This window comes from Curtobacterium sp. NPDC089991 (genome assembly GCF_044748425.1).
GTDB lineage: Bacteria > Actinomycetota > Actinomycetes > Actinomycetales > Microbacteriaceae > Curtobacterium.
In genome coordinates this window covers 184,088-205,041 of sequence record NZ_JBIVGB010000001.1, presented here as the reverse complement: position 1 = coordinate 205,041, position 20,954 = coordinate 184,088, and the positions used below count along the sequence as shown (strand labels likewise).

Annotated in this window: 19 protein-coding genes; 3 read left to right on the top strand and 16 right to left on the bottom strand. The window is 69.3% G+C overall.

All coding sequences use genetic code 11. The annotated features are described in order from the left end of the window. Positions 1-4 precede the first annotated feature (4 nt). From cydB to ACIPV1_RS00900, 7 genes are all read right to left on the bottom strand, one after another. Positions 5-1,009 (bottom strand): cytochrome d ubiquinol oxidase subunit II, encoded by a 1,005-nt coding sequence (cydB, locus tag ACIPV1_RS00930; protein WP_123340389.1) that lies wholly within the window; start codon positions 1,007-1,009, stop codon positions 5-7. Between the two features lies 1 nt (position 1,010). Then, positions 1,011-2,423: a cytochrome ubiquinol oxidase subunit I gene (locus ACIPV1_RS00925; protein WP_123340388.1), complete on the bottom strand. Its 1,413-nt coding sequence runs from the start codon at positions 2,421-2,423 to the stop codon at positions 1,011-1,013. Between the two features lie 274 nt (positions 2,424-2,697). Then, on the bottom strand, positions 2,698-3,618 hold the full coding sequence (locus ACIPV1_RS00920) for an ABC transporter substrate-binding protein (RefSeq protein ID WP_123340387.1): 921 nt from the start codon (positions 3,616-3,618) through the stop codon (positions 2,698-2,700). Continuing rightward, positions 3,615-4,343: an ABC transporter permease gene (locus tag ACIPV1_RS00915; RefSeq protein ID WP_111085762.1), complete on the bottom strand. Its 729-nt coding sequence runs from the start codon at positions 4,341-4,343 to the stop codon at positions 3,615-3,617. The genes ACIPV1_RS00920 and ACIPV1_RS00915 overlap by 4 nt, the downstream gene beginning before the upstream one ends. After that, entirely contained in the window at positions 4,340-5,056 is a 717-nt protein-coding gene (locus ACIPV1_RS00910) for an ABC transporter permease (RefSeq protein ID WP_123292494.1), read from the bottom strand. Before ACIPV1_RS00910 ends, ACIPV1_RS00915 begins: the two co-directional genes overlap by 4 nt. Beyond that, entirely contained in the window at positions 5,053-5,976 is a 924-nt protein-coding gene (locus tag ACIPV1_RS00905; RefSeq protein WP_134193538.1) for an ABC transporter ATP-binding protein, read from the bottom strand. Before ACIPV1_RS00905 ends, ACIPV1_RS00910 begins: the two co-directional genes overlap by 4 nt. Before the next feature lie 215 nt (positions 5,977-6,191). Further along, positions 6,192-6,722 (bottom strand): TetR/AcrR family transcriptional regulator, encoded by a 531-nt coding sequence (locus tag ACIPV1_RS00900; RefSeq protein WP_402725590.1) that lies wholly within the window; start codon positions 6,720-6,722, stop codon positions 6,192-6,194. Between the two features lie 256 nt (positions 6,723-6,978). On the opposite strand from ACIPV1_RS00900, the gene ACIPV1_RS00895 reads away from it, so the two are divergent. Then, the gene (locus tag ACIPV1_RS00895; RefSeq protein ID WP_111085765.1) at positions 6,979-8,043 is read left to right on the top strand and encodes an App1 family protein; all 1,065 of its coding nucleotides are present in this window, start codon (positions 6,979-6,981) and stop codon (positions 8,041-8,043) included. Positions 8,044-8,140: 97 nt separating this feature from the next. Then, entirely contained in the window at positions 8,141-10,072 is a 1,932-nt protein-coding gene (locus ACIPV1_RS00890; RefSeq protein ID WP_402725589.1) for a glycoside hydrolase family 15 protein, read from the top strand. Between the two features lie 102 nt (positions 10,073-10,174). Here ACIPV1_RS00890 and ACIPV1_RS00885 read toward each other — a convergent pair whose 3' ends face one another. The 6 genes from ACIPV1_RS00885 to ACIPV1_RS00860 all read right to left on the bottom strand — a co-directional run bounded on the left by ACIPV1_RS00885 (position 10,175) and on the right by ACIPV1_RS00860 (position 16,979). Further along, positions 10,175-11,548 (bottom strand): glucose-6-phosphate dehydrogenase, encoded by a 1,374-nt coding sequence (locus ACIPV1_RS00885; RefSeq protein WP_123292491.1) that lies wholly within the window; start codon positions 11,546-11,548, stop codon positions 10,175-10,177. Between the two features lie 233 nt (positions 11,549-11,781). After that, the gene (locus ACIPV1_RS00880) at positions 11,782-12,198 is read right to left on the bottom strand and encodes a cytochrome c oxidase subunit 4 (protein WP_111085768.1); all 417 of its coding nucleotides are present in this window, start codon (positions 12,196-12,198) and stop codon (positions 11,782-11,784) included. Positions 12,199-12,202: 4 nt separating this feature from the next. Continuing rightward, positions 12,203-13,939: a cytochrome c oxidase subunit I gene (gene ctaD / locus ACIPV1_RS00875; RefSeq protein WP_173168381.1), complete on the bottom strand. Its 1,737-nt coding sequence runs from the start codon at positions 13,937-13,939 to the stop codon at positions 12,203-12,205. An 11-nt stretch (positions 13,940-13,950) separates the two neighbouring features. Continuing rightward, positions 13,951-14,853, bottom strand: coding sequence for a cytochrome c oxidase subunit II (gene coxB / locus ACIPV1_RS00870; protein ID WP_111085770.1), 903 nt, complete (start codon positions 14,851-14,853; stop codon positions 13,951-13,953). A 268-nt stretch (positions 14,854-15,121) separates the two neighbouring features. Then, the gene (locus ACIPV1_RS00865) at positions 15,122-15,493 is read right to left on the bottom strand and encodes an iron-sulfur cluster assembly accessory protein (protein WP_111085771.1); all 372 of its coding nucleotides are present in this window, start codon (positions 15,491-15,493) and stop codon (positions 15,122-15,124) included. A gap of 58 nt (positions 15,494-15,551) precedes the next feature. After that, entirely contained in the window at positions 15,552-16,979 is a 1,428-nt protein-coding gene (locus ACIPV1_RS00860; RefSeq protein WP_131920555.1) for a dipeptidase, read from the bottom strand. 53 nt (positions 16,980-17,032) lie between these two features. On the opposite strand from ACIPV1_RS00860, the gene ACIPV1_RS00855 reads away from it, so the two are divergent. Beyond that, entirely contained in the window at positions 17,033-17,608 is a 576-nt protein-coding gene (locus ACIPV1_RS00855; RefSeq protein WP_235035956.1) for a DUF3043 domain-containing protein, read from the top strand. A 412-nt stretch (positions 17,609-18,020) separates the two neighbouring features. Here ACIPV1_RS00855 and ACIPV1_RS00850 read toward each other — a convergent pair whose 3' ends face one another. The 3 genes from ACIPV1_RS00850 to hisD are packed head-to-tail and all read right to left on the bottom strand — an operon-like array spanning position 18,021 to position 20,915. Beyond that, positions 18,021-19,097 carry a quinone-dependent dihydroorotate dehydrogenase gene (locus tag ACIPV1_RS00850; protein ID WP_402725588.1) on the bottom strand — a complete coding sequence of 359 codons (1,077 nt, stop codon included), beginning with the start codon at positions 19,095-19,097 and terminating at the stop codon, positions 18,021-18,023. Beyond that, entirely contained in the window at positions 19,094-19,594 is a 501-nt protein-coding gene (nrdR, locus tag ACIPV1_RS00845; protein ID WP_132100573.1) for a transcriptional regulator NrdR, read from the bottom strand. The genes ACIPV1_RS00850 and nrdR overlap by 4 nt, the downstream gene beginning before the upstream one ends. 13 nt (positions 19,595-19,607) lie before the next feature. Further along, entirely contained in the window at positions 19,608-20,915 is a 1,308-nt protein-coding gene (hisD, locus tag ACIPV1_RS00840) for a histidinol dehydrogenase (RefSeq protein ID WP_123340378.1), read from the bottom strand. Positions 20,916-20,954: the final 39 nt, after the last annotated feature.

Here is a 20,954-nt window from a genome sequence, read left to right as displayed (position 1 = left end):
CTGCCTAGTGCGCGGCCTGGGTGACCTGGGCCCGCGAGACACGCTTGCGGAACACCCAGTACGTCCAGGCCTGGTACGCGAACACGAGGGGCACGAAGATCAGCGCCACCCAGCTCATCACCGTCAGCGTGTACGAACCGCTCGAGGCGTTGTACACGTTCAGGCTGTTCGCCGGGTCGTTGGTGGCGGGCATGACGTCCGGGAAGATCGCCGTGAACATGGCGAGCACGATCGCGGCGATGGTGACGGCCATGAGCGTGAACGCCCGGCCCTCCTTGCCCCAGGCGTTGCACAGCACGGCCAGGACGAGCGCGAGTGCCGCGACCACCGAGAGCACGAGCGAGGCAGGAGTTGCCCGGACGAACGCCATCCAGACCAGGAACGCGGCACCGACGACGATCGTCAGGATGCCGGCCCGGGTCGCCAGGCGCTTTGCCCGCTCGCGGATCTCGCCCTCGGTCTTCAGCGCGACGAACACGACGCCGTGCGTGAAGAACACCAGCAGCGTCGCCACGCCGGTCAGGAGCGCGAACGGGTTGAGCAGGTCGAAGAGCGTGCCCGTGTAGTTGTGCCCGGAGTCCATCGGGATCCCGCGGACGACGTTGCCGAACGCGACGCCCCACAGGAAGGACGGCAGGGCGGACCCGACGATGATCATCAGGTCGAAGCGACGCTTCCACTCGAGGTGCTTGTTCTGGTGGCGGTACTCGAACGAGACACCCCGCAGGATCAGCGCCGCGAGGATGAGCAGCAGCGCCAGGTAGAACCCGGAGAACATCGTGGCGTACCACTCGGGGAACGCCGCGAACAGGCAGGCACCGGCGACGATGACCCAGGTCTCGTTGAGGTCCCAGACCGGGCCGATCGTGTTGATGAGCACCCGACGGTCGGTGTCGTCCTTGCCCAGGAAGGGCAGGGACATGCCGACCCCGAAGTCGAAGCCGTCGAGGACGAAGTAGCCGACGAAGAACACGCCGACGATCGCGAACCAGAGGACAGGCAGATCCATCTCAGTACACCGTCACTTCGTGCTTGACCTCGCCGGTCTCCTCATCGACCTCTGCCGGAGCGGCAGGGCCCTCTTGCGCGACCTTCTTGATGAGCTTGAACTCGACCACCGCCAGCGAGCCGTAGATCACCGTGAACACGACGAGCGAGATGAGGACCTCGAGCCCGGTCACGTTCGGCGAGACGCCGTCGCTGGTCTTGAGCAACCCGAACACGAGCCACGGCTGGCGACCCATCTCGGTGAAGATCCAGCCGACGATCATCGCGGCCATCGGGAGCGGGACGGTCCAGGTGGCGACGCGCCAGATCCAGCGCTTCGTCGGGAACCGGCCCTTGCGGGTCAGCCAGAGACCGGCGAGCGACACCATGACCGCACCGATGCCGAGCGCGATCATCCAGCGGAACGACCAGTAGGTGACCCAGATGATCGGCTTGTAGTCGCCGGGCCCGTACACCTGTGTGTACTGCGCCTGCAGGTCGTTGATGCCCTCGACCGTGCCGTTGAAGGTGTGCGTGGACAGGAACGACAGCAGGTAGGGCACCCGGATCGAGAACAGTTCGTGCACGCCGTCGGGGGTGCCGAGGGTGAAGATCGAGAACGAGGCGTCCTTGCCGGTCGCCGTGTTGTACAGCGCTTCGGCTGCCGCCATCTTCATCGGCTGGGTGTCGACCATGGTCAGACCGAGCTGGTCGCCGGTGAGCACCGTCAGGGCACCCGCAGCCACCATGGTCCACATGCCGAACTTGAGCGCCGGCATCATCGTCTCGAGGTTCTGGTTCCGCGCAAGGTGGTAGGCGGCGACCGAGATGATCACTGCTGCGGCGACCATGAAGCAGGCGAACAACGTGTGCGGGAAGGCGGCGAGGGCGACCTTGTTGCCGAGGACCGCCCAGATGTCGGTGAGCTCCGCGCGCCCCTTGGCCTCGTTCATCGAGAAGCCGACCGGGTGCTGCATGAACGCGTTCGCGGCGATGATGAAGTACGCCGACATGATCGTGCCGGCACTGACGCACCAGATGCTCGCCAGGTGCAGTCCCTTCGGCAAGCGGTCCCAGCCGAAGATCCACACGCCGATGAACGCGGCTTCGAAGAAGAAGGCCAGGATCCCCTCGAGCGCGAGCGGGGCGCCGAAGACGTCGCCGACGAAGCGCGAGTAGTTCGACCAGTTCATGCCGAACTGGAACTCCTGCACGATGCCCGTGACGACGCCCATCGCGAAGTTGATCAGGAAGATGCGTCCGAAGAACCGGGTCAGCTGCAGGTAGTGCGCGCGACCGGTCCGGTACCAGGCGGTCTGGAACACGGCCACCACGGCGGCCATGCCGATCGTCAGCGGGACGAAGAGGAAGTGGTAGATGGTCGTCAGACCGAACTGCCACCGCGACAGGATGAGCGGGTCGAGGAGGTCGGTCATGCGGCACTTCCCAGTCGGGTCGCCGCGCGCAGTCGGTGCACGTCAGTGTCTTCCTGTGGAACGGATACATCAGATGTCACAGCCGTTGGGACTCTTCAACGGTACCGCGTCACCACCGACTTCGACAACTTGTAGAAATGTTCCGTGCACGAACGTGCAAGGGTGTTGCACGGCACAACCGTGCGGCACGGATGTGCCGGTTCCCGCTCCGCCGAACGACGACAGGCGCCGGGCAGTTGCCCGACGCCTGTCGTCTAACGCACGAGCACTGTTGTTACAGCAGGCCCTCGTCGGTCAGGAACTCCTTGGCGATGGTGGACGCCTTCTCCTTGTCCGCCGTGCTCTTGGTGTTGAGCTCGATCAGGGCCTCGGGCGTCAGCTTCTCGTTGACCGAGTCGATCGCGTCCGCGGCCTTGTCGTTCACCTTGTCGGAGACGACGGGGATGACGTTCTGCGGCAGGATCAGGTTCTCCGGGTCCTCTAGCGTGACGAAGTCGTTCGCCTTGATGCTCGGGTCGGCGCTGTAGATGTCGGCGAGCTGGACGGTGCCGTCCTTCAGCGCCTTGACCGTCAGGGCTCCGCCGGAGTCCTCGACCGCCTTGAAGTCGACGTCGACGCCGTAGACCGACTTCAGGCCCTTCGGACCGTACGGACGGGTCTGGAACTCGGAGTTCGCGCCGACGGTGAGCTTCGACGTGACGTCCTTCAGGTCGGCCAGGCTCGTCACGTCGTTGTCCTCGGAGAACTTCTTCGTGACGGTGTAGCTGTCCTGGTCGGTCGCCTCGGCCTCGTCGAGGACCCGGAGGCCCTTCGGCAGCGCCGTCTCGAGGCCGTCGTCGATCTGGTCGGCGGTCTTCGCCGTGGAGTCCTTGTCGAAGTACTGCAGCAGATTGCCGCTGTACTCGGGCATGACGTCGATCGCGCCCTTCTCGAGCTGCGGGATGTAGACCTCGCGCTGCCCGATGTTGAAGTTGCGCTTGACCTCGAAGCCGTTCTTCTCGAGGACCTGTGCGTACAGCTCGGCGATGATCTCGTTCGAGTAGTACTGCTGCGAGCCGACGACGATCGTCTTCGAGTCGGACGACGCGCTGGAGCCGCTGTCGAGCGGGTCGCTCGACGCGCAGCCGGTCAGGGCGGCGGCGACGCCCAGTGCGAGCGCTGCTGCGACGCCCGCACGGATCTTTGCTGTGATCACGATGGATTTCCTTCCGGGATGGGATTGCGGGCTCGCTCGCGCGATCCCTGGCGCTGCCGGGCCGACGGGTCGGCGGTGCCCTTGGGCACCGACGCCCGCTGCAGCACGGCGAACACGATCTCGAACGCGATCGCGAGTGCGATCACGAGGATGGAGGCGCCGAGCATCTCGGCGTAGTCCTGGGTCTTCAGACCGAGGAAGAAGTAGCCGCCGAGGCCGCCGGCGCCGACGTACGCGGCGAGCGTCGCCGTGGCCACGACCTGCAGCACGGCTGCGCGGAAGCCGCCGATCAGCAGGGGCAGGCCGAGCGGGACCTCGACCTTCCACAGGATCTGCCAGCCCGTCATGCCCTGGGCCTTGGCGGCGTCGACGGTCACGGGTTCGACCGACTCGATGCCCGAGTACGCACCGGCCAGCACCGAGGGGATGGCGAGCACGACGAGCGCCAGGAGCGGAGCCTGCAGGCCGATGCCGAGCAGGAGTCCGAACAGGGAGAGCACGCCGAGCGTCGGCAGTGCGCGGATCCCGCCGGACACGGCGATCGAGAAGCCCCGTGCGCGGCGCGTGTGGCCGATGGCGTACCCGATCGGCACGGCGATCACCGAGGCGATCACCACGGCGAGCAGCGTGATCCAGATGTGCTCCCAGAGGCGGCCGGGGATCGCGTTGTACCCGGAGTAGTTGGTGGGGTCGAAGACCCAGGCGAAGGCCTGTCCGATGATCACGAGGCGACCTCCGCTGCTTGCAGGACACGGCGGGTCCGGCGGCGCGACACCGAGGTCGTCCGGGTCCACGGCATGACGATCCGGCCGAGCAGCACCAGGATCCCGTCGAGCACGAACGCCAGGACGAGGACCATGACGATGCCGGAGATGATCTCCTCGTAGATCCCGCGGCCGAGGCCGTCCGTGAACAGCGAGCCGAGGCTCTGGATGCCGAGGACGGCGCCGACGGTGGTCAGCGAGATCGTGGACACCGAGACCACCCGCAGCCCGGCGAGCAGCACCGGCCCGGCCAGCGGCAGTTCGACGCGGAAGAACCGCTGCGCCGACGAGTACCCCATCGCGGTCGAGGCCGACTTCGTCCCCGAGTCCACCGAGGTGAGCCCGTCGACGGTCGACCGGACCATGAGCGCGAGGCCGTACAGGGTCAACCCGATCACGACGTTGACCGGGCTCTGCAGCCCGGTGCCGATGATGCCCGGCAGCGCCACGAACAGCGCCAGGGACGGGATCGCGTAGAGCAGCCCGGCGAACGTCACGATGCCGCTGCCGACACCCGAGGCGAACCGCGATCCACCGGGGCGCTGGAGGCGGACGACGAGCCAGCCGATGGGGATGGACAGCAGGAACGCGATGATGATCGGCGGGATGGCGATGGCCAGGTGCGCGACCGTGGCGTCACGGATCGTGTCGAGGTTCGCGAGGACCCACTTCACCGCGTGCCCTCACCCTGCGCCGGAGCACCCGGGGCGTCGTGCGACGCTCCGGCCTGGTTCGATGCGGGGTCGGCCTGCACCGCTGCGGCGGCGTCGACGACGTTGACCGGTCCGGTGAGGACACCGGCTGCACGCCCGTCGCCGTCCACGACGATGGGGCCCGTGGGGGTGTGCTCGACGCGCAGCGAGCGACGCCCGCGGCCCACGCCGATGAAGTTCGCGACGAAGTCGTCCGCCGGCTCGGCCAGGATCTCGGACGGCGTGCCCTGTTGGGCGATCTCGCCGCCCTTCTTCAGGATGACGACCTGGTCGCCGAGCTTGAACGCCTCGTCGATGTCGTGCGTCACGAACACGACGGTCTTGCCGAGTTCACGCTGCAGGCGGATGAGTTCGTCCTGCAGGTCGTTTCGGACCAGCGGGTCGACGGCGCCGAAGGGCTCGTCCATGAGCAGGATGTTCGGGTCCACGGCCAGGCCACGGGCCACACCGACACGCTGCTGCTGCCCGCCGGACAGCTGGGACGGGTACCGGTCGGCGAACGCCCGATCGAGTCCCACGGTGTCCATGAGCTCGAGCGCACGCGTGCGGGCGTCGGCCTTCGACACCCCGGTGAGCAGGGGAACGGTCGCGATGTTGTCGACGACCTTGCGGTGCGGCAGCAGACCGGAGTTCTGCATGACGTACCCGATGCTCCGCCGGAGCTTCACGGGGTCGACGCCGGAGACGTCGGATCCGTCGATCTGCACGGAACCCGAGGTGGGGTCGACCATGCGGTTGATCATCCGGAGCAGCGTCGTCTTGCCGCAGCCGCTGGAGCCGACGAAGACGGTGGTGGTCCGGGACGGGATCACGAGGTCGAAGTCGTCGACCGCGGTGGTGCCGTCCGGGTAGGTCTTTCGTACCGAGCGGAACTCGATCATGGGTGCCCTTCTGTTCGGAGGTAGCCCGACTCCGGATGAGAGTACCCGTCGGGTCCGACAGCGGTTCACCCGTTCCGGCACGCGGCGCGTCCCGGACAGGTGCGCACCGCCGTGGACCGGACCGAGCGCACGACGGAACCAGCGCGGACGACGACGCCCGCGCCTCCTGTTCGGAAGCACGGGCGTCGTCGGATGGGTGCGGGACCCCGCGGCGGTCAGCCGGCGGCGACCACGGACTCCATGTGGCCACGGCTCATCGTGCGGTACTCGGCGATGAGCGCCGAGTCGGGGTGCTCGCGGTCGCGGTGCGCCCGCGCCAGCACGGCGTGGCCGGACTCGGCCAGCACGACCCAGGCACGTGCGATGCGCTCGTTGTCGGGCAGCCCGAACCGGTCGCGCATGATCTGCCCGACGGCGGCGCCGAGCGCTCCCATGCGGTCCTCGGCGTCACCGGTGCCGGTGTCCGCGGTGTCGCCGAAGCGGATCGCGCGGAAGCCGGGCTCGGTGCGGTACAGCTCGGCGGTCTCGTCGATCAGCGCGTCGCAGGCCTGCTGCCAGGTCTCCGCGCCGCTCGCGTCGAGCGCCGCGACGAAGCGCGCGGCCAGCCGCTGCGTGCAGCGGATGGCGAGCGCGTCGACCACGGCGATGCGGTCCGGGAAGTAGCGGTAGACGGTGCCGATGGACGCTCCGGCCCGCTCGGCGACCATCGCGGTCGTGAGTCGCTCGAACCCGATCTCGTCGATCACCGCGGCAGCAGCGTCGAGCAGACCCGCGAGGCGCGCCGAACTGCGGGCTTGGACCGGCTCGTTCCTGAGCAGTGATGATCCCCCCGGCAGAGCGTTCGTTACCTCGGTGACGAGCACGTGTTCTCCTCTTGCGCTCCAGCGCGGTTCGTTGGTGTGACGAGGACGATTTTCGCAGAGACCGGCTGGAACATGGCTGCGACTCACCACAGGTGCCGCGGGACGTGGACTTCCGGGTCCTGCATGGGATGATGGGGCGATGCCCGACCCGACGCCCCACGAGCCGTCGTTGGCCGAGCCGCTCCTGCACCGCGCGGCCCGCATCGAGGACGCCGTCCAGGAGTTCCGCGAGCACCGCGCCCGAAGCCGTGGCCTGGTCCCGACCGTCGTCCCCTACACCGGCTACGGCGCTCCCGGATGGGTCCGCATCCTCTGCCGCGTGCTGCTGACCCGCCGTGGCCTCGCCTCCGACGTCTCGTACGCCGGTGTCCGCGGGTGGAAGAGCTTCACGAGCGTCGCGGTCGACCACGCCGAGGTCACCGTCACCGCCGGTGGGGTCTCGCACGTCGTCGAGACCGACCGTGGCGGGGTCGTCGACACCATCGTGCCGATCGACCTCGAGCCGGGCTGGCGCACCGTCCGGTTGTCGGCCGGCGGCGGGCGCGACGTCGAGGCCGACGTGTTCGTCGTGCACCCCGACACCCGCTTCGGGCTGCTGTCCGACATCGACGACACCGTCATGGTGACCTCGCTCCCCCGTCCGATGCTGGCGGCGTGGAACTCCTTCGTCCTCACCGAACACGCCCGCCGCCCCGTGCCGGGCATGTCCGTGCTGTACGAACGCGTGCAGGCGCAGCACCCCGGCTCCCCGACCGTGTACCTGTCCACCGGTGCCTGGAACGTCGCGCCGACCCTGCAGCGCTTCCTGACCCGCAACATGTACCCGTCCGGCACGCTCCTGCTCACCGACTGGGGCCCCACGCACGACCGCTTCTTCCGGAGCGGGCAGCTGCACAAGCAGCAGAACCTGCGGCGCCTGGCGAAGGACTTCCCGGACGTGCAGTGGCTGCTCGTCGGCGACGACGGCCAGCACGACGAGTCGCTGTACGGCGAGTTCGCCCGCGAGCACCCGGAGAACGTCGCGGGCGTCGCCATCCGGCAGCTGTCCACGAGCGAGGCGGTCCTGGCCGGCGGACGCTCCCGGGCGCAGGAACGCTCCCGCGACACCTCGGCGCCGTGGGTCTACGCACCGGACGGTGCCGGGCTCTGGTCCGAACTCGCGCGGGTCGGGCTCGCCGAGGCGGACGCCTCCGACCCGGCCTGAGCGAGGCTTCAGGCACACCGACGGCACACGGCCGCCAGAGGGCCGGCGGCCCGTCCGCACGGCCACGACGCTCGGCCTCCGGGTGTTCGATCGGGGCATGAGCACCGACACGGACCGGACCGCCGACACCGAGCGAGCACCCGCGCCCCCCGCGACTCCCCCGAACCTGATCGAGGACCACGCCGTCATCGGCGACACCTCGACCGCCGCACTCGTCGGTCGCGACGGCACGATCGACTGGGCGTGCCTGCCGCGGTTCGACAGCGCCGCCACGTTCGCGTCGCTGCTCGGCACCGAGGACCACGGGCACTGGACGCTCCGACCGACCGACCCCGCGGCGACGGCGCACCGGAAGTACCGCGGTGACACGCTCGTCCTGTCGACGGTGTGGACCACGGCGGACGGTGCCGTCGAGGTGACCGAGTTCATGCCCGTCGGCGCGCACCGCCCGTCCATCGTCCGGCGTGTCCGCGGCCTGAGCGGCTCGGTCGAGGTGCAGCAGACCCTGCGGATCCGGTTCGACTACGCCCTCGCGCTGCCGTGGGTGCGCCAGATCGGCGGCGACGAGGACCCGGCGCTGCTCGCCACCGCCGGCCCCGGGTCGGTCATCGTGCGCGGCCCGCGCTTCCGGGCCTCGGACCACCGGCACACGGCCACCGCGATCATCCACGACGGCGACGTGCTCGACACCGTCCTCACCTGGTACCCCTCGCACCGCGAGCCCCCGGAGCCCGTCGACGTCGACGCCGAGCTCCACCGCACCGTGACGTGGTGGACGGACTGGATGGCGACGGCGCGCACCGAAGGTCGCTACGCCGATGCCGCACGCCGCTCCCTCCTGCTGCTCCGCGCGATGACCCACGGCGAGACCGGCGGGGTGGTGGCCGCCGTGAGCACGAGCCTGCCGGAGGACCCGGGCGGTGAACGCAACTGGGACTACCGCTACGTGTGGCTCCGCGACGCCTCCCTCGCCCTCGCCTCGCTCATCGCGCACGGCTACCGCGACGAGGCGGCGCACTGGCGCGGCTGGTTGCTCCGCGCCATCGCGGGCGACCCCGCCGACGTGCAGATCATGTACGGCATCGCCGGGGAGCGCGAACTGCCGGAACGGGAGCTCCCGCACCTGCCCGGGTACGCCGGCTCGACGCCCGTCCGGGTCGGCAACGGCGCGTACACGCAGTACCAGGGCGACGTGTTCGGCGAGGTCCTGGCCGCCCTGCACGACGCCCGCGAGCTCGGGGTCGAGGAGAACGCCGACTCGTGGGCCCTGCAGCGCGCCCTGCTCGGCTACGTCGAGGAGCACTGGCAGGAGCCCGACAACGGCATCTGGGAGATGCGCGGCCCGCGACGGCACTTCACGCACTCGCGCGCGATGATCTGGGCCGCGTTCGACCGTGGGGTCGCCGCGGTCGAGGAGTTTGGTCTCGAAGGGCCCGTCAACCGCTGGCGCACCCTGCGCGACCAGGTCCGGGCCGAGATCGAGGAGCACGGCTGGAACGCTGCACGGGGCAGCTACCGGCAGCACTACGACACCGACGAGGTCGACGCGAGCCTGCTCGTCCTGCCGCAGATCGGGTACGTCTCCGCCCACGACGCCCGCATGACCGGCACCGTCGCCGCCATCGAGCAGGACCTGTCGACCGGCTCCGACGGCCTCGTGCTGCGGTACCGGACGTCGACGGGGTTCGACGGGCTCGCCGGCGCGGAGCACCCGTTCCTGGCGTGCTCGTTCTGGTTGGTCGAGCAGTACGCCGCATCCGGCCGGATCGACGACGCCGAGCGCCTCATGGACGTGCTCGTCGGGTACGCGAACGACGTCGGCATGCTCTCCGAGGAGATCGACGTCGCCACCGGACACCACGTCGGCAACACTCCGCAGGTGCTGTCGCACCTGACGCTCGTGTCCGCGTCGGACGCGATCGCGCGGGCGCGGGGCGCGTCGACCGGGCACCGCACGCGGCTGCCCGTGCACGACGGCGGCACCCGCTCGTGGACCGGCGAGGGCGAGCGGGCGGGCACCCCCGCCTGATGCGGTGGTGCTGACCACGAAACGGACGGGAGGCACGGTGCCAGCTGGCACCGTGCCTCCCGTCCGCAGTTCCGCCCGTTCAGGGCGCGGCGGTCACGTCCGTCAGGACGACGACTCCCAGTCCGCCGGGCCGCGCGAACCGGCGCGGTACTCCTCGAGCGGAACCTCGTCGGCCTTCCAGGCCTTGACGACCGGCTCGACGATCTCCCAGCAGCGCTCGGCCACGTCGCCGCGGATCGAGAGCAACGGGTCGTCGTGGAAGATGCCGTTCAGGACCTCGCCGTACGGGGTCAGCTCGCCGTCGCTGAACGACGACGACAGGGTGACCTGGCCCATCTCGAACGGGTTGCCGCCGCCGTTGGCCGACACGGTCAGCTCGATCTCGTCCGGGTTCAGGACGATGCGGAGCGTGTCCGCCTTCGGGCGACCGCTCAGGCCGGAGGGCAGGCGCGTGACCGGCTTGAAGGTGATCAGGACCTCTTTCCGGCTGTTGCCGAGTGCCTTGCCGGACCGCAGCGTGAACGGGACGCCCTTCCAGCGGGCCGTGTCGACCTCGACCGAGATCTCGGCGAGCGTCTCGGTGCTCCGCGACTTGTCGACGCCGTCCTCGTCCTGGTACGACGGCAGCTCCTTGCCGTCGATCGTGCCGGCCGTGTAGACGGCGCGGCGCGACGCGATCTTCGCGTCGTCGCCCTTGAGCCGCGTCGAACGGAGCACCCGGGCCAGGGACGAGCGGAACTCGACCGCGTCGATGTCCGCCGGGGCGTCCATCGTCACGATGCCGAGGATCTGCAGCAGGTGCGACTGGATCATGTCGACCATCGCGCCGGCCTCGTCGTAGTACTGGGCGCGGTTCTCGAGACCGAGGGTCTCGTCGTAGAAGACGTCGACCTTCTCGATGTTGTCCGCGTTCCAGATCGGCTCGAACAGGCGGTTCGCGAAGCGCAGACCGATGATGTTCAGGACCGTGGTGCGTCCGAGGAAGTGGTCGGTGCGGTGCACGCGCTCTTCCGGGACCAGCTTCAGCACGGTCTCGTTGAGGGCCTGGGCGCTCGCGACGTCGGTGCCGAACGGCTTCTCGAAGGCGAGGGTGGTGCCGGCGGGGAGCTCGACCTGCTGCAGTGCCTCGCAGATGTCGGAGGCGATCTGCGGGGGCAGGGCGAAGTAGAGGATCGGTTCGGCCTCGGCCGCGTCGAGCAGTGCCGTGAGGTGCTCCGGGTCGGTGGGGTCGCCCTGGATGAACTGGGTCGACGCGAGCGTCGCGTCGACCTCGGGTCCCTTGACGTCCTGCGACGCGAAGGACTTCGTGACGATGTCCTTCCACTGCTCCTCGCTGCGGGCGCTGCGGCCCGTGCCGATGAGCTGGACGGGAACCGCTCGACCGCTCTGCAGGAACGTGCCGAGGCCCGGCAGCAGCAGGCGGGAGGCGAGGTCGCCCGTCGCGCCGAAGATGATGAGGGTGCGCTTGTCGGTCACCTGAGGTGACTCCTTTCGCTGTGGTGGGAGGTCCGCTCCAGTCAAGCCGCGGGCGGGCCCGTTTGTTCCGGATCGGGGACCGGAGATCGTGGGGCGCTGTGGTGTGCAGCGCCGGGTCGTGCGCTGCGTTGGCAGCGCCGGGTCGTGTGCTGTGGTCGTGCAGCGCCTGGACGCACTTCGGGCGGCACCGGATGTGGTGCCGCCCGAAGTGTCAGGTGCGTTGCAGCGTCAGGTCAGTGCCCGAAGTTGCCGCGGTAGTACTCGTAGACCCAGCCGACCAGGGTGACCGCCACCAGGGCGAGTCCGATCGGGACGATCCACAGGCCGGCTGCGACACCGAGGAAGCAGACGGCGACCGCCGCGGCCAGCAGGATGGGCCACCACGACCACGGGCTGAAGTGCCCGAGCTCGGCGTCGCCGTCCTCGATGTTGGCGTCGGGGCGGTCCTCGGGAAGCACGCCGCCCTGGGACGCCATGACCTTGCCGAGGTAGAAGGCGATGAACGCGGACATGATGCCGGTCAGACCGATCGCCACGGTGCCGACCCACTCCGGGTGACCGTAGTAGAGCAGCGCCCAGATCGTGTACGCGGCGTCCGCGAGGATGAAGAACCCGAAGAGGATCCAGAACAGGTTGGTGTTCGCGCGCATCGGCTTACTTCACCTCGCCCTTCGCGGCGTCGTAGGTCGGGGCATCCGGGGCGTCCTTCGCGGGGCCGACACCGATCGGCACACCTGCCTCGGGGTGGTTCAGGTCGAAGGCCGGGGACTCGGAACGGATCCGCGGGATCGACGTGAAGTTGTGGCGGGGCGGCGGGCAGCTGGTGGCCCACTCGAGCGAGCGGCCGTAGCCCCACGGGTCGTTCACGGCGACCTTCGGTGCGTTCCGGGCCGTCACGTAGACGTTGAAGATGAACGGCAGGAACGAGATCGCGAGGATCATCGAGCCGATCGTCGACAGCTGGTTCATCCAGGTGAAGCCGTCGTTCGGCAGGTAGGTCGCGTAACGACGCGGCATGCCGATGACGCCCAACCAGTGCTGGATGAGGAACGTGGTGTGGAACCCGATGAACAGGAGCCAGAAGTGGATCTTGCCGAGACGCTCGTTGAGCATCTTGCCCGTCCACTTCGGCCACCAGAAGTAGAAGCCGGAGAACATCGCGAAGACGACGGTGCCGAAGACCACGTAGTGGAAGTGCGCCACGACGAAGTACGAGTCGGACACGTGGAAGTCGAGCGGCGGAGACGCCAGGATCACACCGGTGAGGCCACCGAACGTGAACGTGATGAGGAAGCCGACGGCCCACAGCAGCGGGGTCTCGAACGTCACCGAGCCGCGCCACATGGTGCCGACCCAGTTGAAGATCTTCACACCGGTCGGGACCGCGATGAGCATCGTCATGAGCGAGAACCAGGGCAGCAGGACGCCACCGGTGACGTACATGTGGTGCGCCCAGACCGTGACCGACAGGGCCGCGATCGCGATGGTCGCGTAGACGAGGGTCTTGTACCCGAAGATCGGCTTGCGGCTGAAGACCGGGAAGACCTCGGACACGATGCCGAAGAACGGCAGCGCGATGATGTACACCTCGGGGTGCCCGAAGAACCAGAACAGGTGCTGCCAGAGCAGCGCACCGCCGTTGGCCGGGTTGAAGATCTGGGCGTCGAACACCCGGTCGAGCCCGAGGCCGAACAGCGCGGTGGCGAGCACCGGGAAGGCCATCAGCACGAGCAGCGCCGTCACGAGGGTGTTCCACGTGAAGATCGACATGCGGAACATCGTCAGACCCGGGGCACGCATCGTGATGATGGTGGTGATGAAGTTCACCGCGCCGAGGATCGTCGAGAAGCCGGTCATGCCGAGTCCGAAGACCCAGAGTGTGCCGCCGAGCCCTGGTGTGAACGTCGTGTCACTCAGTGGCGCGTAGGCGAACCAGCCGAACGAGGCCGCACCCTGCGGGGTGAGGAAGCCGCCGACCGCGATGAGCGAGCCGAACAGGTAGAGCCAGAACGCAAAGCCGTTGAGTCGCGGGAAGGCGACGTCGGGAGCACCGATCTGGAGCGGCATGATCGCGTTCGCGAAGCCCGAGAAGAGCGGCGTCGCGAACATCAGCAGCATGATCGTGCCGTGCATCGTGAAGAGCTGGTTGTACTGCTCCTTCGTCGCGACCACGTGCAGGCCGGGCTCGAACAGCTGGGCACGGATGACCAGGGCCATCACACCCGCGAGCAGGAAGAAGACGAACGACGCGATCAGGTACATGTACCCGATGGTCTTGTGGTCGGTGGAGGTGATCCACCGGACGATGATGTTGCCCTTCCGGCCCACCTTCGACGCCTGGAAGTCCGGCGAAGCAGTCTGGGTCGGTTGGCCGACGAAAGACGTTGTCATCTGACGAGCCCCTACTTGTTCTCGCTGGACGCCTCGACCGGCGCCTTGTTGTTCGGTTCGTTCGTGTTGGTGTTGTACTCGTCACCGAGGAGCCCGACCTTGCCCTGGTCCTTCAGGGTGTCGAGGTAGTCCTGGTACTGCGCCGGCGTGACGACCTTCACCTGGAAGAGCATCAGCGAGTGGTACTCACCGCAGAGCTCCGCGCACTTGCCCTGGTACGTCCCGAGCTTCTCCGGGATGAAGTACTCCCAGTTCGTCTTGCCGGGGAGCATGTCCTTCTTGTACAGGAAGTCGATGATCCAGAAGGAGTGGTCGACGTCGCGCGAGGAGAGCTCGATCGCGACCTTCTTGCCCTGCGGCAGGTAGAGGGTCGGCAGCTGCGACTCGTCGATGGCGCCCTTGGCGTTCTCTTCTTCCTGGGCCTGGATGCCCTGGTAGTAGACGCTGTCCTCGGGGTTGTCCTTGTTGATGTAGTTGAAGTCCCACGCCCAGCGCTTGCCGTACACGTGCACGGTGGCGTCGGGGTCGTCGAACGGCTTCTCGATCGCTGCCTGGTCCTTCGCGGTGAAGGCGAAGAAGCCCAGCACGAGGATGAGCGGCACGATCGTGTAGAAGATCTCGAGCGGCATGTTGTAGCGCATCTGCACGGGCAGGCCGGTCTGGCCCTTCCGGCGGCGGTACACGATGGCGGCCCAGATGATCAGGCCCCAGACGATGAGACCGACGGCGAGGAGCACCACCCAGCTGGTGGTCCACAGGCCGACGATGCGGCTCGTGTGGTTGGTGACGTCCTTCGTCTCCTCCGTGCCGGGGAGCCATCCGTTCATCTGCTGCTGCGTGCAGCCAGCCAGTGCGATGACCAGACCGACGGCCACCGGGACGGCCGCCCAACGTATACGGCGATTCGAACGCACTGTTACCTCTCGCAAAAGACGTGAGCCCGGAGCCGAACCCGCCGAGTCGCACGAAGGCGACACTTGGCTGGCTCCCAGCTTGATTGGAACACTCCTAGCTTACTCGCAGCTCGGTACCGCTCGCGCACACCCGACACGCTCATCGCCGCGATCCGCACTCCTGACCGGCCGTTTTCCCCGGTCACACTGCGACCGCATCCCCCGACGAACGCGAGCGGGGAGCGACCGTGTCGGTCGCTCCCCGCTCGCGTGTCGGATCGGCTGGTGATCAGTGGAAGCTGTCACCGCACGCGCAGCTGCCCTGCGCGTTCGGGTTGTCGATCGTGAAGCCCTGCTTCTGGATGGTGTCCTCGAAGTCGATCGTCGCGCCGTCGAGGTACGGGACGCTCATCTTGTCGACGACGACCTCGACCCCGTCGAACTCGGCGGTGACGTCACCGTCGAGCAGGCGCTCGTCGAAGTACAGCTGGTAGATCAGACCCGAGCAGCCCCCGGGCTGGACGGCGAGGCGCAGGCGCAGGTCGTCGCGGCCCTCCTGCTCGAGGAGACTCGCCACCTTGCCGGCCGCGGCGTCGCTCAGGAGGACGCCGTGCGAGGCCGCCTCGGTCACCGGTGCGTCGGTGGTGATGGTGTCGCTCATCGCGCGTCTCCCTCCGGGCGGTGCGGTTCACCGCGCCTGGCGTCGATTGTAAGCACCGTCAGCTGCGCGTCGCGAGCCTGGCGAGCAGGATCGCCTCGGACGCGATGGCCCGGTGCAGGACGCCGAGGTGCTGCGACTCGTTCGGGCTGTGGGCGCGGGTGTCCGGGTCCTCCACCCCGGTGACCAGGATCTGGGCCTCCGGGAACTCCGCGGCGAGGTCCGAGACGAACGGGATCGAGCCGCCGATGCCCTGTTCGACCGCCTCGGCACCCCAGCCCTCGCGCATGGCCGTGCGGGCCTCCTGGACGGCCCAGCCGGCCGTGTCGACGAGGAAGCCGTCGCCGCTGTCCGGCTCGGAGATCTCCATGCGGGCACCGAAGGGCACGTGTGCCCGAAGGTGCCGCTCGACGGCCGCGTACGCCTCCGTGGCGGGCTGGCCGGGCGCGACCCGCACCGACACGCGGGCGGAGACGGTCGGCAGCAGCGTGTTGGAGGCGTTCGCGACGCTCGGCACATCCATGCCGGTCACGGTGATCGACGGCTGGAACCACATGCGGGACAGGACCTCGCCGGTGCCGATCGGTCGGACGCCCTCGACCAGGGCCGCGTCCACGGCGAGCTCGTCGTCGGTCCGCGCCGGGACGTCGGCCTCGTACGAGGTGAGCCCGTCGACGGCGACCGAACCGGCGTCGTCGTGCAGCGACGCGAGCAGCTTGACCATCGGGATCATGGCGTCCGGCGCCGCTCCCCCGAACATCCCGCTGTGACTGGCGTGTTCGAGGGTCGTCAGGGTGAGCTTGAAGGTGACGTTCCCGCGGAGCGAGACCGTGATCGACGGCACGTCCACCGACCAGTTGTCGCTGTCGGCGACCACGATCACGTCGGCGGCCAGGCGCTCCTTCTGGTCGGCGAGGAAGGTGCGGAACGACCGGGAGCCGAACTCCTCTTCTCCCTCGACGAACAGGACGACACCGAGGTCGAGGTCGTCGCCGAACTGCGCGTGGATCGCCCGGAGCGAGGCGATGTGGGTCATCACGCCGGCCTTGTCGTCCGAGGCGCCGCGACCGTACAGCCGGTCACCGCGGAGGGTCGGCTCGAACGGCGGCGTCTCCCACAGGGCGTCGTCGCCCTGCGGCTGCACGTCGTGGTGGGCGTAGAGCATCACGGTCGGCTTGCCGTTCCGGGCCGGGCGGACGGCGAGCACGGCGGGCTGGCCGAGCTCGAGCGGCTCGTCGTCGCTGATCGCCGAACGGATGATCTCCACCTGGTCCTCGGCGAAGACCCCGGTGCTCAGCGCCAGGTCCGCCACGGCACGCGCGCTCGCGAGCACGTGCGACTCGTCGAACGCCGACCACGACACCGACGGGATCCGCACCAGCGCGGACAGATCGGCGATCGTCGTGGGCAGTGCACCCTGCACCTGTTCGCGCAGGGCGTCGAGGAGAGCGGGGTCGGTCGCGGAGCTGGGCTGTGCGGTGTCGGTCATGCCCGGTAATCTAGAGGACGATCCCGCACGCACAACGCCGTTAGGAACGCACCGTGGCGAAGGCAGCCCCCAAGACCAACACGACCGTGAACCCCACCGAGGAAGAACTCCTCGAGCAGGGCAAGGGCCGCCCGACGCCGTCCCGCCGTGAGCGCGAGGCAGCGAACCGCCGCCCCCTCGTCGGCAACACGCCGGTCGACAAGAAGGCCGCCCGCGCGCGTCTCAACTCCGACCGCGAGCGTGCCCGCGTCGGCATGGCCAACGGCGAGGAGCGCTACCTGCCGGCGAAGGACCGCGGTGAGCAGCGTCGCTTCGTCCGCAACTGGATCGACGCGCGCTGGAACGTCGGCGAGATCATGATGCCGGTGCTCGTGCTGTTCCTGATCGTCGGGTTCGCCGCTTCGCAGACCGCGATCGCCTCGTACTCGCTCCTGCTCGTGTGGGCGTTCGTGGCCCTGTTCGTGATCGACTGCGTGGTCCTCTGGCTGTCGATGCGTCGCAAGCTCACCACCAAGTTCGGCGAGATGCAGCGCGGCACGTTCCTCTACATCCTGACGCGGGCGTGGCAGCTGCGGTTCCTGCGCCTGCCGAAGCCCCAGGTCAAGCGCGGGCAGTACCCCGCCCTCTGACCCCAGCGTCGCTGTCCGAAGCGCCGTCCGGCCTCGCCGGGCGGCGCTTCGTCGTCTGGCGTACGAGGGGCGGTCGCCGAGGTTCCACGACTCGCCGCATGCACGTCGCCGAGGTTCCACAGACGACCCGCCCGCGCGCCGAGGTTCCGAGATCTCGGACACTCAGCGGCCGCGCCCGGGCGTGGCCACGCGCCGACGGACGGGAGGCACGGGGCGGGACCGCACCGGGCCTCCCGTCACAGGGACGGTCGCCGAGGTTCCACGACTCGCCGCGTGCACGCCGCCGAGGTTCCACAGACGGCCGCTGAGAGCCGCGAGATGCCGAGACTTCGGAACCTGGAGGGCGCCGGGCGCGACGCGCGGGCGGGACGCGCGGGCAGGACGTCCGGGACGGGCCGCCCCGCGCCCGCGCTCAGCGCGCGGCGCGGCGCAGCCGCTTGCGACGCAAGCGGTTGATGCGCGTGGCCCAGCTCGGCCCCTCGTAGAGGAACGCCGTGTAGCCCTGCACCAGGGTGGCCCCGGCGTCGATGCGGTCCTGCACGTCCTGCTCGGTCGTCACCCCGCCGACGGCGATGACGCAGAACTCGGCGGGCACCGCGGCACGGACCCGACGCAGCACCTCGAGCGAACGCGCGGCGACTGGAGCGCCGGAGAGTCCCCCGGCACCCATGGCTTCGACGTCGCCCGGGTCCGCGGTGAGTCCCTCACGGGAGATCGTCGTGTTGTTGGCGATGATGCCCGACAGCCCGAGCGACACCGCGAGGCCGGCGATGGCGTCGACCTGCTCGTCGGTCAGGTCCGGCGCGATCTTCACCAGCACGGGCGTGTCACCGGCGGCGTCGCGGACGGCGGACAGCAGCGGTCGGAGCTGGTCGAGTTCCTGCAGGCCGCGCAGGCCGGGCGTGTTCGGGGAGCTGACGTTGACCGCCAGGTAGTCGGCGAACGGCGCGAGGCGTCGTGTCGACTCGAGGTAGTCGTCGATGGCGTCCTCGACGGCGACGACCCGGCTCTTGCCGATGTTCACCCCGATGACCGGGCGACCCGGGTTGCGTCGGGCGCGCTCGAGCCGTCGGGCAGCGGCACCGGCGCCGTGGTTGTTGAAGCCCATCCGGTTGATGAGGGCGCGGTCCTCGATGAGACGGAACAGGCGCGGACGCTCGTTGCCGGGCTGGGGCTTCGCCGTGATCGTGCCGACCTCGACGTGACCGAAGCCGAGCAGGCCGAGGCCGCCGATGCCGCGGGCGTCCTTGTCGAACCCGGCGGCGAGGCCGAAGCGCGACGGGAAGTGGATGCCCATCGTCGTGATGCCGTCAGCAGCTGCCGGGCGGGAGTACCGCTCGACCAGACCGCCCACGAACGGCACGCGGGGCAGCGCCTTGATGACGGCGAACGCCAGGTGATGGGCCCGCTCGGGGTCCATCTTGGCGAAGACCGACCGGAAGACGACGGCGTACCCGGACCGGACCAGGCCTTCCGCGACCCCGCTCACGCGCCGGCACCCGCCGGCGAGCCGGCGGCACCCGAAGGCGCGCCCGCAGCGTGGTGGTCACGGCGGAGCTGGCTGATGGCGTCCTCGAAGTCCTCGAGCGAGTCGAACGCCTGGTAGACGCTGGCGAACCGCAGGTACGCGACCTCGTCCAGCTCACGGAGCGGCGCGAGGATCGCGAGGCCGATGTCGTTCGCGTCGATCTGGCTCGAGCCGGACGACCGCACGGTCTCCTCGACCCGCTGCGCGAGCACGGCCAGGTCGCCGTCGGTGACCGGGCGCCCCTGGCAGGCCTTGCGCACGCCGGAGACGATCTTGTCGCGGCTGAAGGGTTCGGTGACGCCGTTGCGCTTGACGACGTTGAGCGACGCGGTCTCGGTGGTCGAGAAGCGTCGTCCGCAGTTCGGGCACTGTCGACGGCGGCGGATGGAGGTTCCGTCGTCGCTCGTCCGTGAGTCGACGACGCGGGAGTCCGGGTGGCGGCAGAAAGGGCAGAACATGTCGTCGCCCAGGCTATCGGTTCGTGCGCTCCGTCACGGCGGCGCCGTGCGCGGGGAGCTGCTCCTCGGTCGACAGCGCGACGATGTGCGCGGCGACCTCGTCGAGCGCCGACGCCGAGTACCGGATGACCTGCTGCGGCCGCAGGAACGTGGACGCGGACAGTCCGGAACCGAAGCGCGCCTGGCCGCCGGTGGGCAGCACGTGGTTCGACCCGGCCAGGTAGTCCCCCAGGCTGACGGGCGTGCTCGGCCCGACGAACACCGCTCCGGCGGCGTCGATGTCGGCGAGCACCGCGTCGTCGTCGGCCGTCTGGATCTCGAGGTGCTCCGGCCCGTACGCGTTGCTCACGGTCGCGGCGTCGGCGAGGGAGTCCACCAGCACGATCGCGGACTGCGGTCCGTCCAGGGCGGTCTGGAGGCGCGCAGCCGTCCCGAGCACCGCCGTGCGCTCCGGGATGGCTGCTTCCACGGCGTCGGCGAACGTCGCCGACGTCGTCACCAGCACACTGCCGGCCTGCTCGTCGTGCTCGGCCTGGCTGATGAGGTCGGCGGCGACGAACCCGGGGTCGGCGGTCTCGTCGGCGATCACGAGGATCTCGGTCGCGCCGGCCTCGGCGTCGATGCCGACGACACCGCGCACCAGGCGCTTCGCGGCGGCGACGTAGTTGTTGCCAGGTCCGGTGACCAGGTCGACGGGCTCCAGGTCGATCGCGGGGACGCCGTACGCCAGCGCGCCGATCGCGCCGGCACCGCCCATCGCGTAGACCTCGTCGATGCCGAGCAGTCCGGCCGCGGCCAGGATCGTCGGGTGGACCGCACCGCCGTGGTCGCGCTGCGGCGGGGACACGAGTGCGATCGACCGGACCCCGGCGACCTGTGCGGGCACGACGTTCATGACGACGCTCGACGGGTAGACGGCCTTGCCGCCGGGCACGTAGAGGCCGACGCGGCGCATCGGCTGCCAGCGCTGGTGCACCTCGGCGCCGTCGGCGAGCGTGGTGACGGAGCCGGCCGGCACCTGTGCGGCGCTGGCGGCTCGGACGCGGCGGATGGCTTCGTCGAGCGCTTCCCGCAGTTCGGGGGTCAGCCCGGCGACGGCCGCCGCGATCTCGGCGACCGGCACCCGGACGTTGGCCGGGGCGCCCCCGTCGAAGCGTTCGGCCTGGTCGTGCAGTGCGTCCGCTCCGCGGTGTCGGACGTCCTCGACGAGCTCGCGGGCGGCGTCGACCGCGTGCGAGACGTCACCCACGGCGCGCGGCATGAGTCGGAGGAGTTCGGCACGGGCGGGCAGGCCGCCACGGAGGTCGATTCGCTGCATCATCAGGGGACAAGCCTACCGAGGTGCTCCCCCACGCCCAGT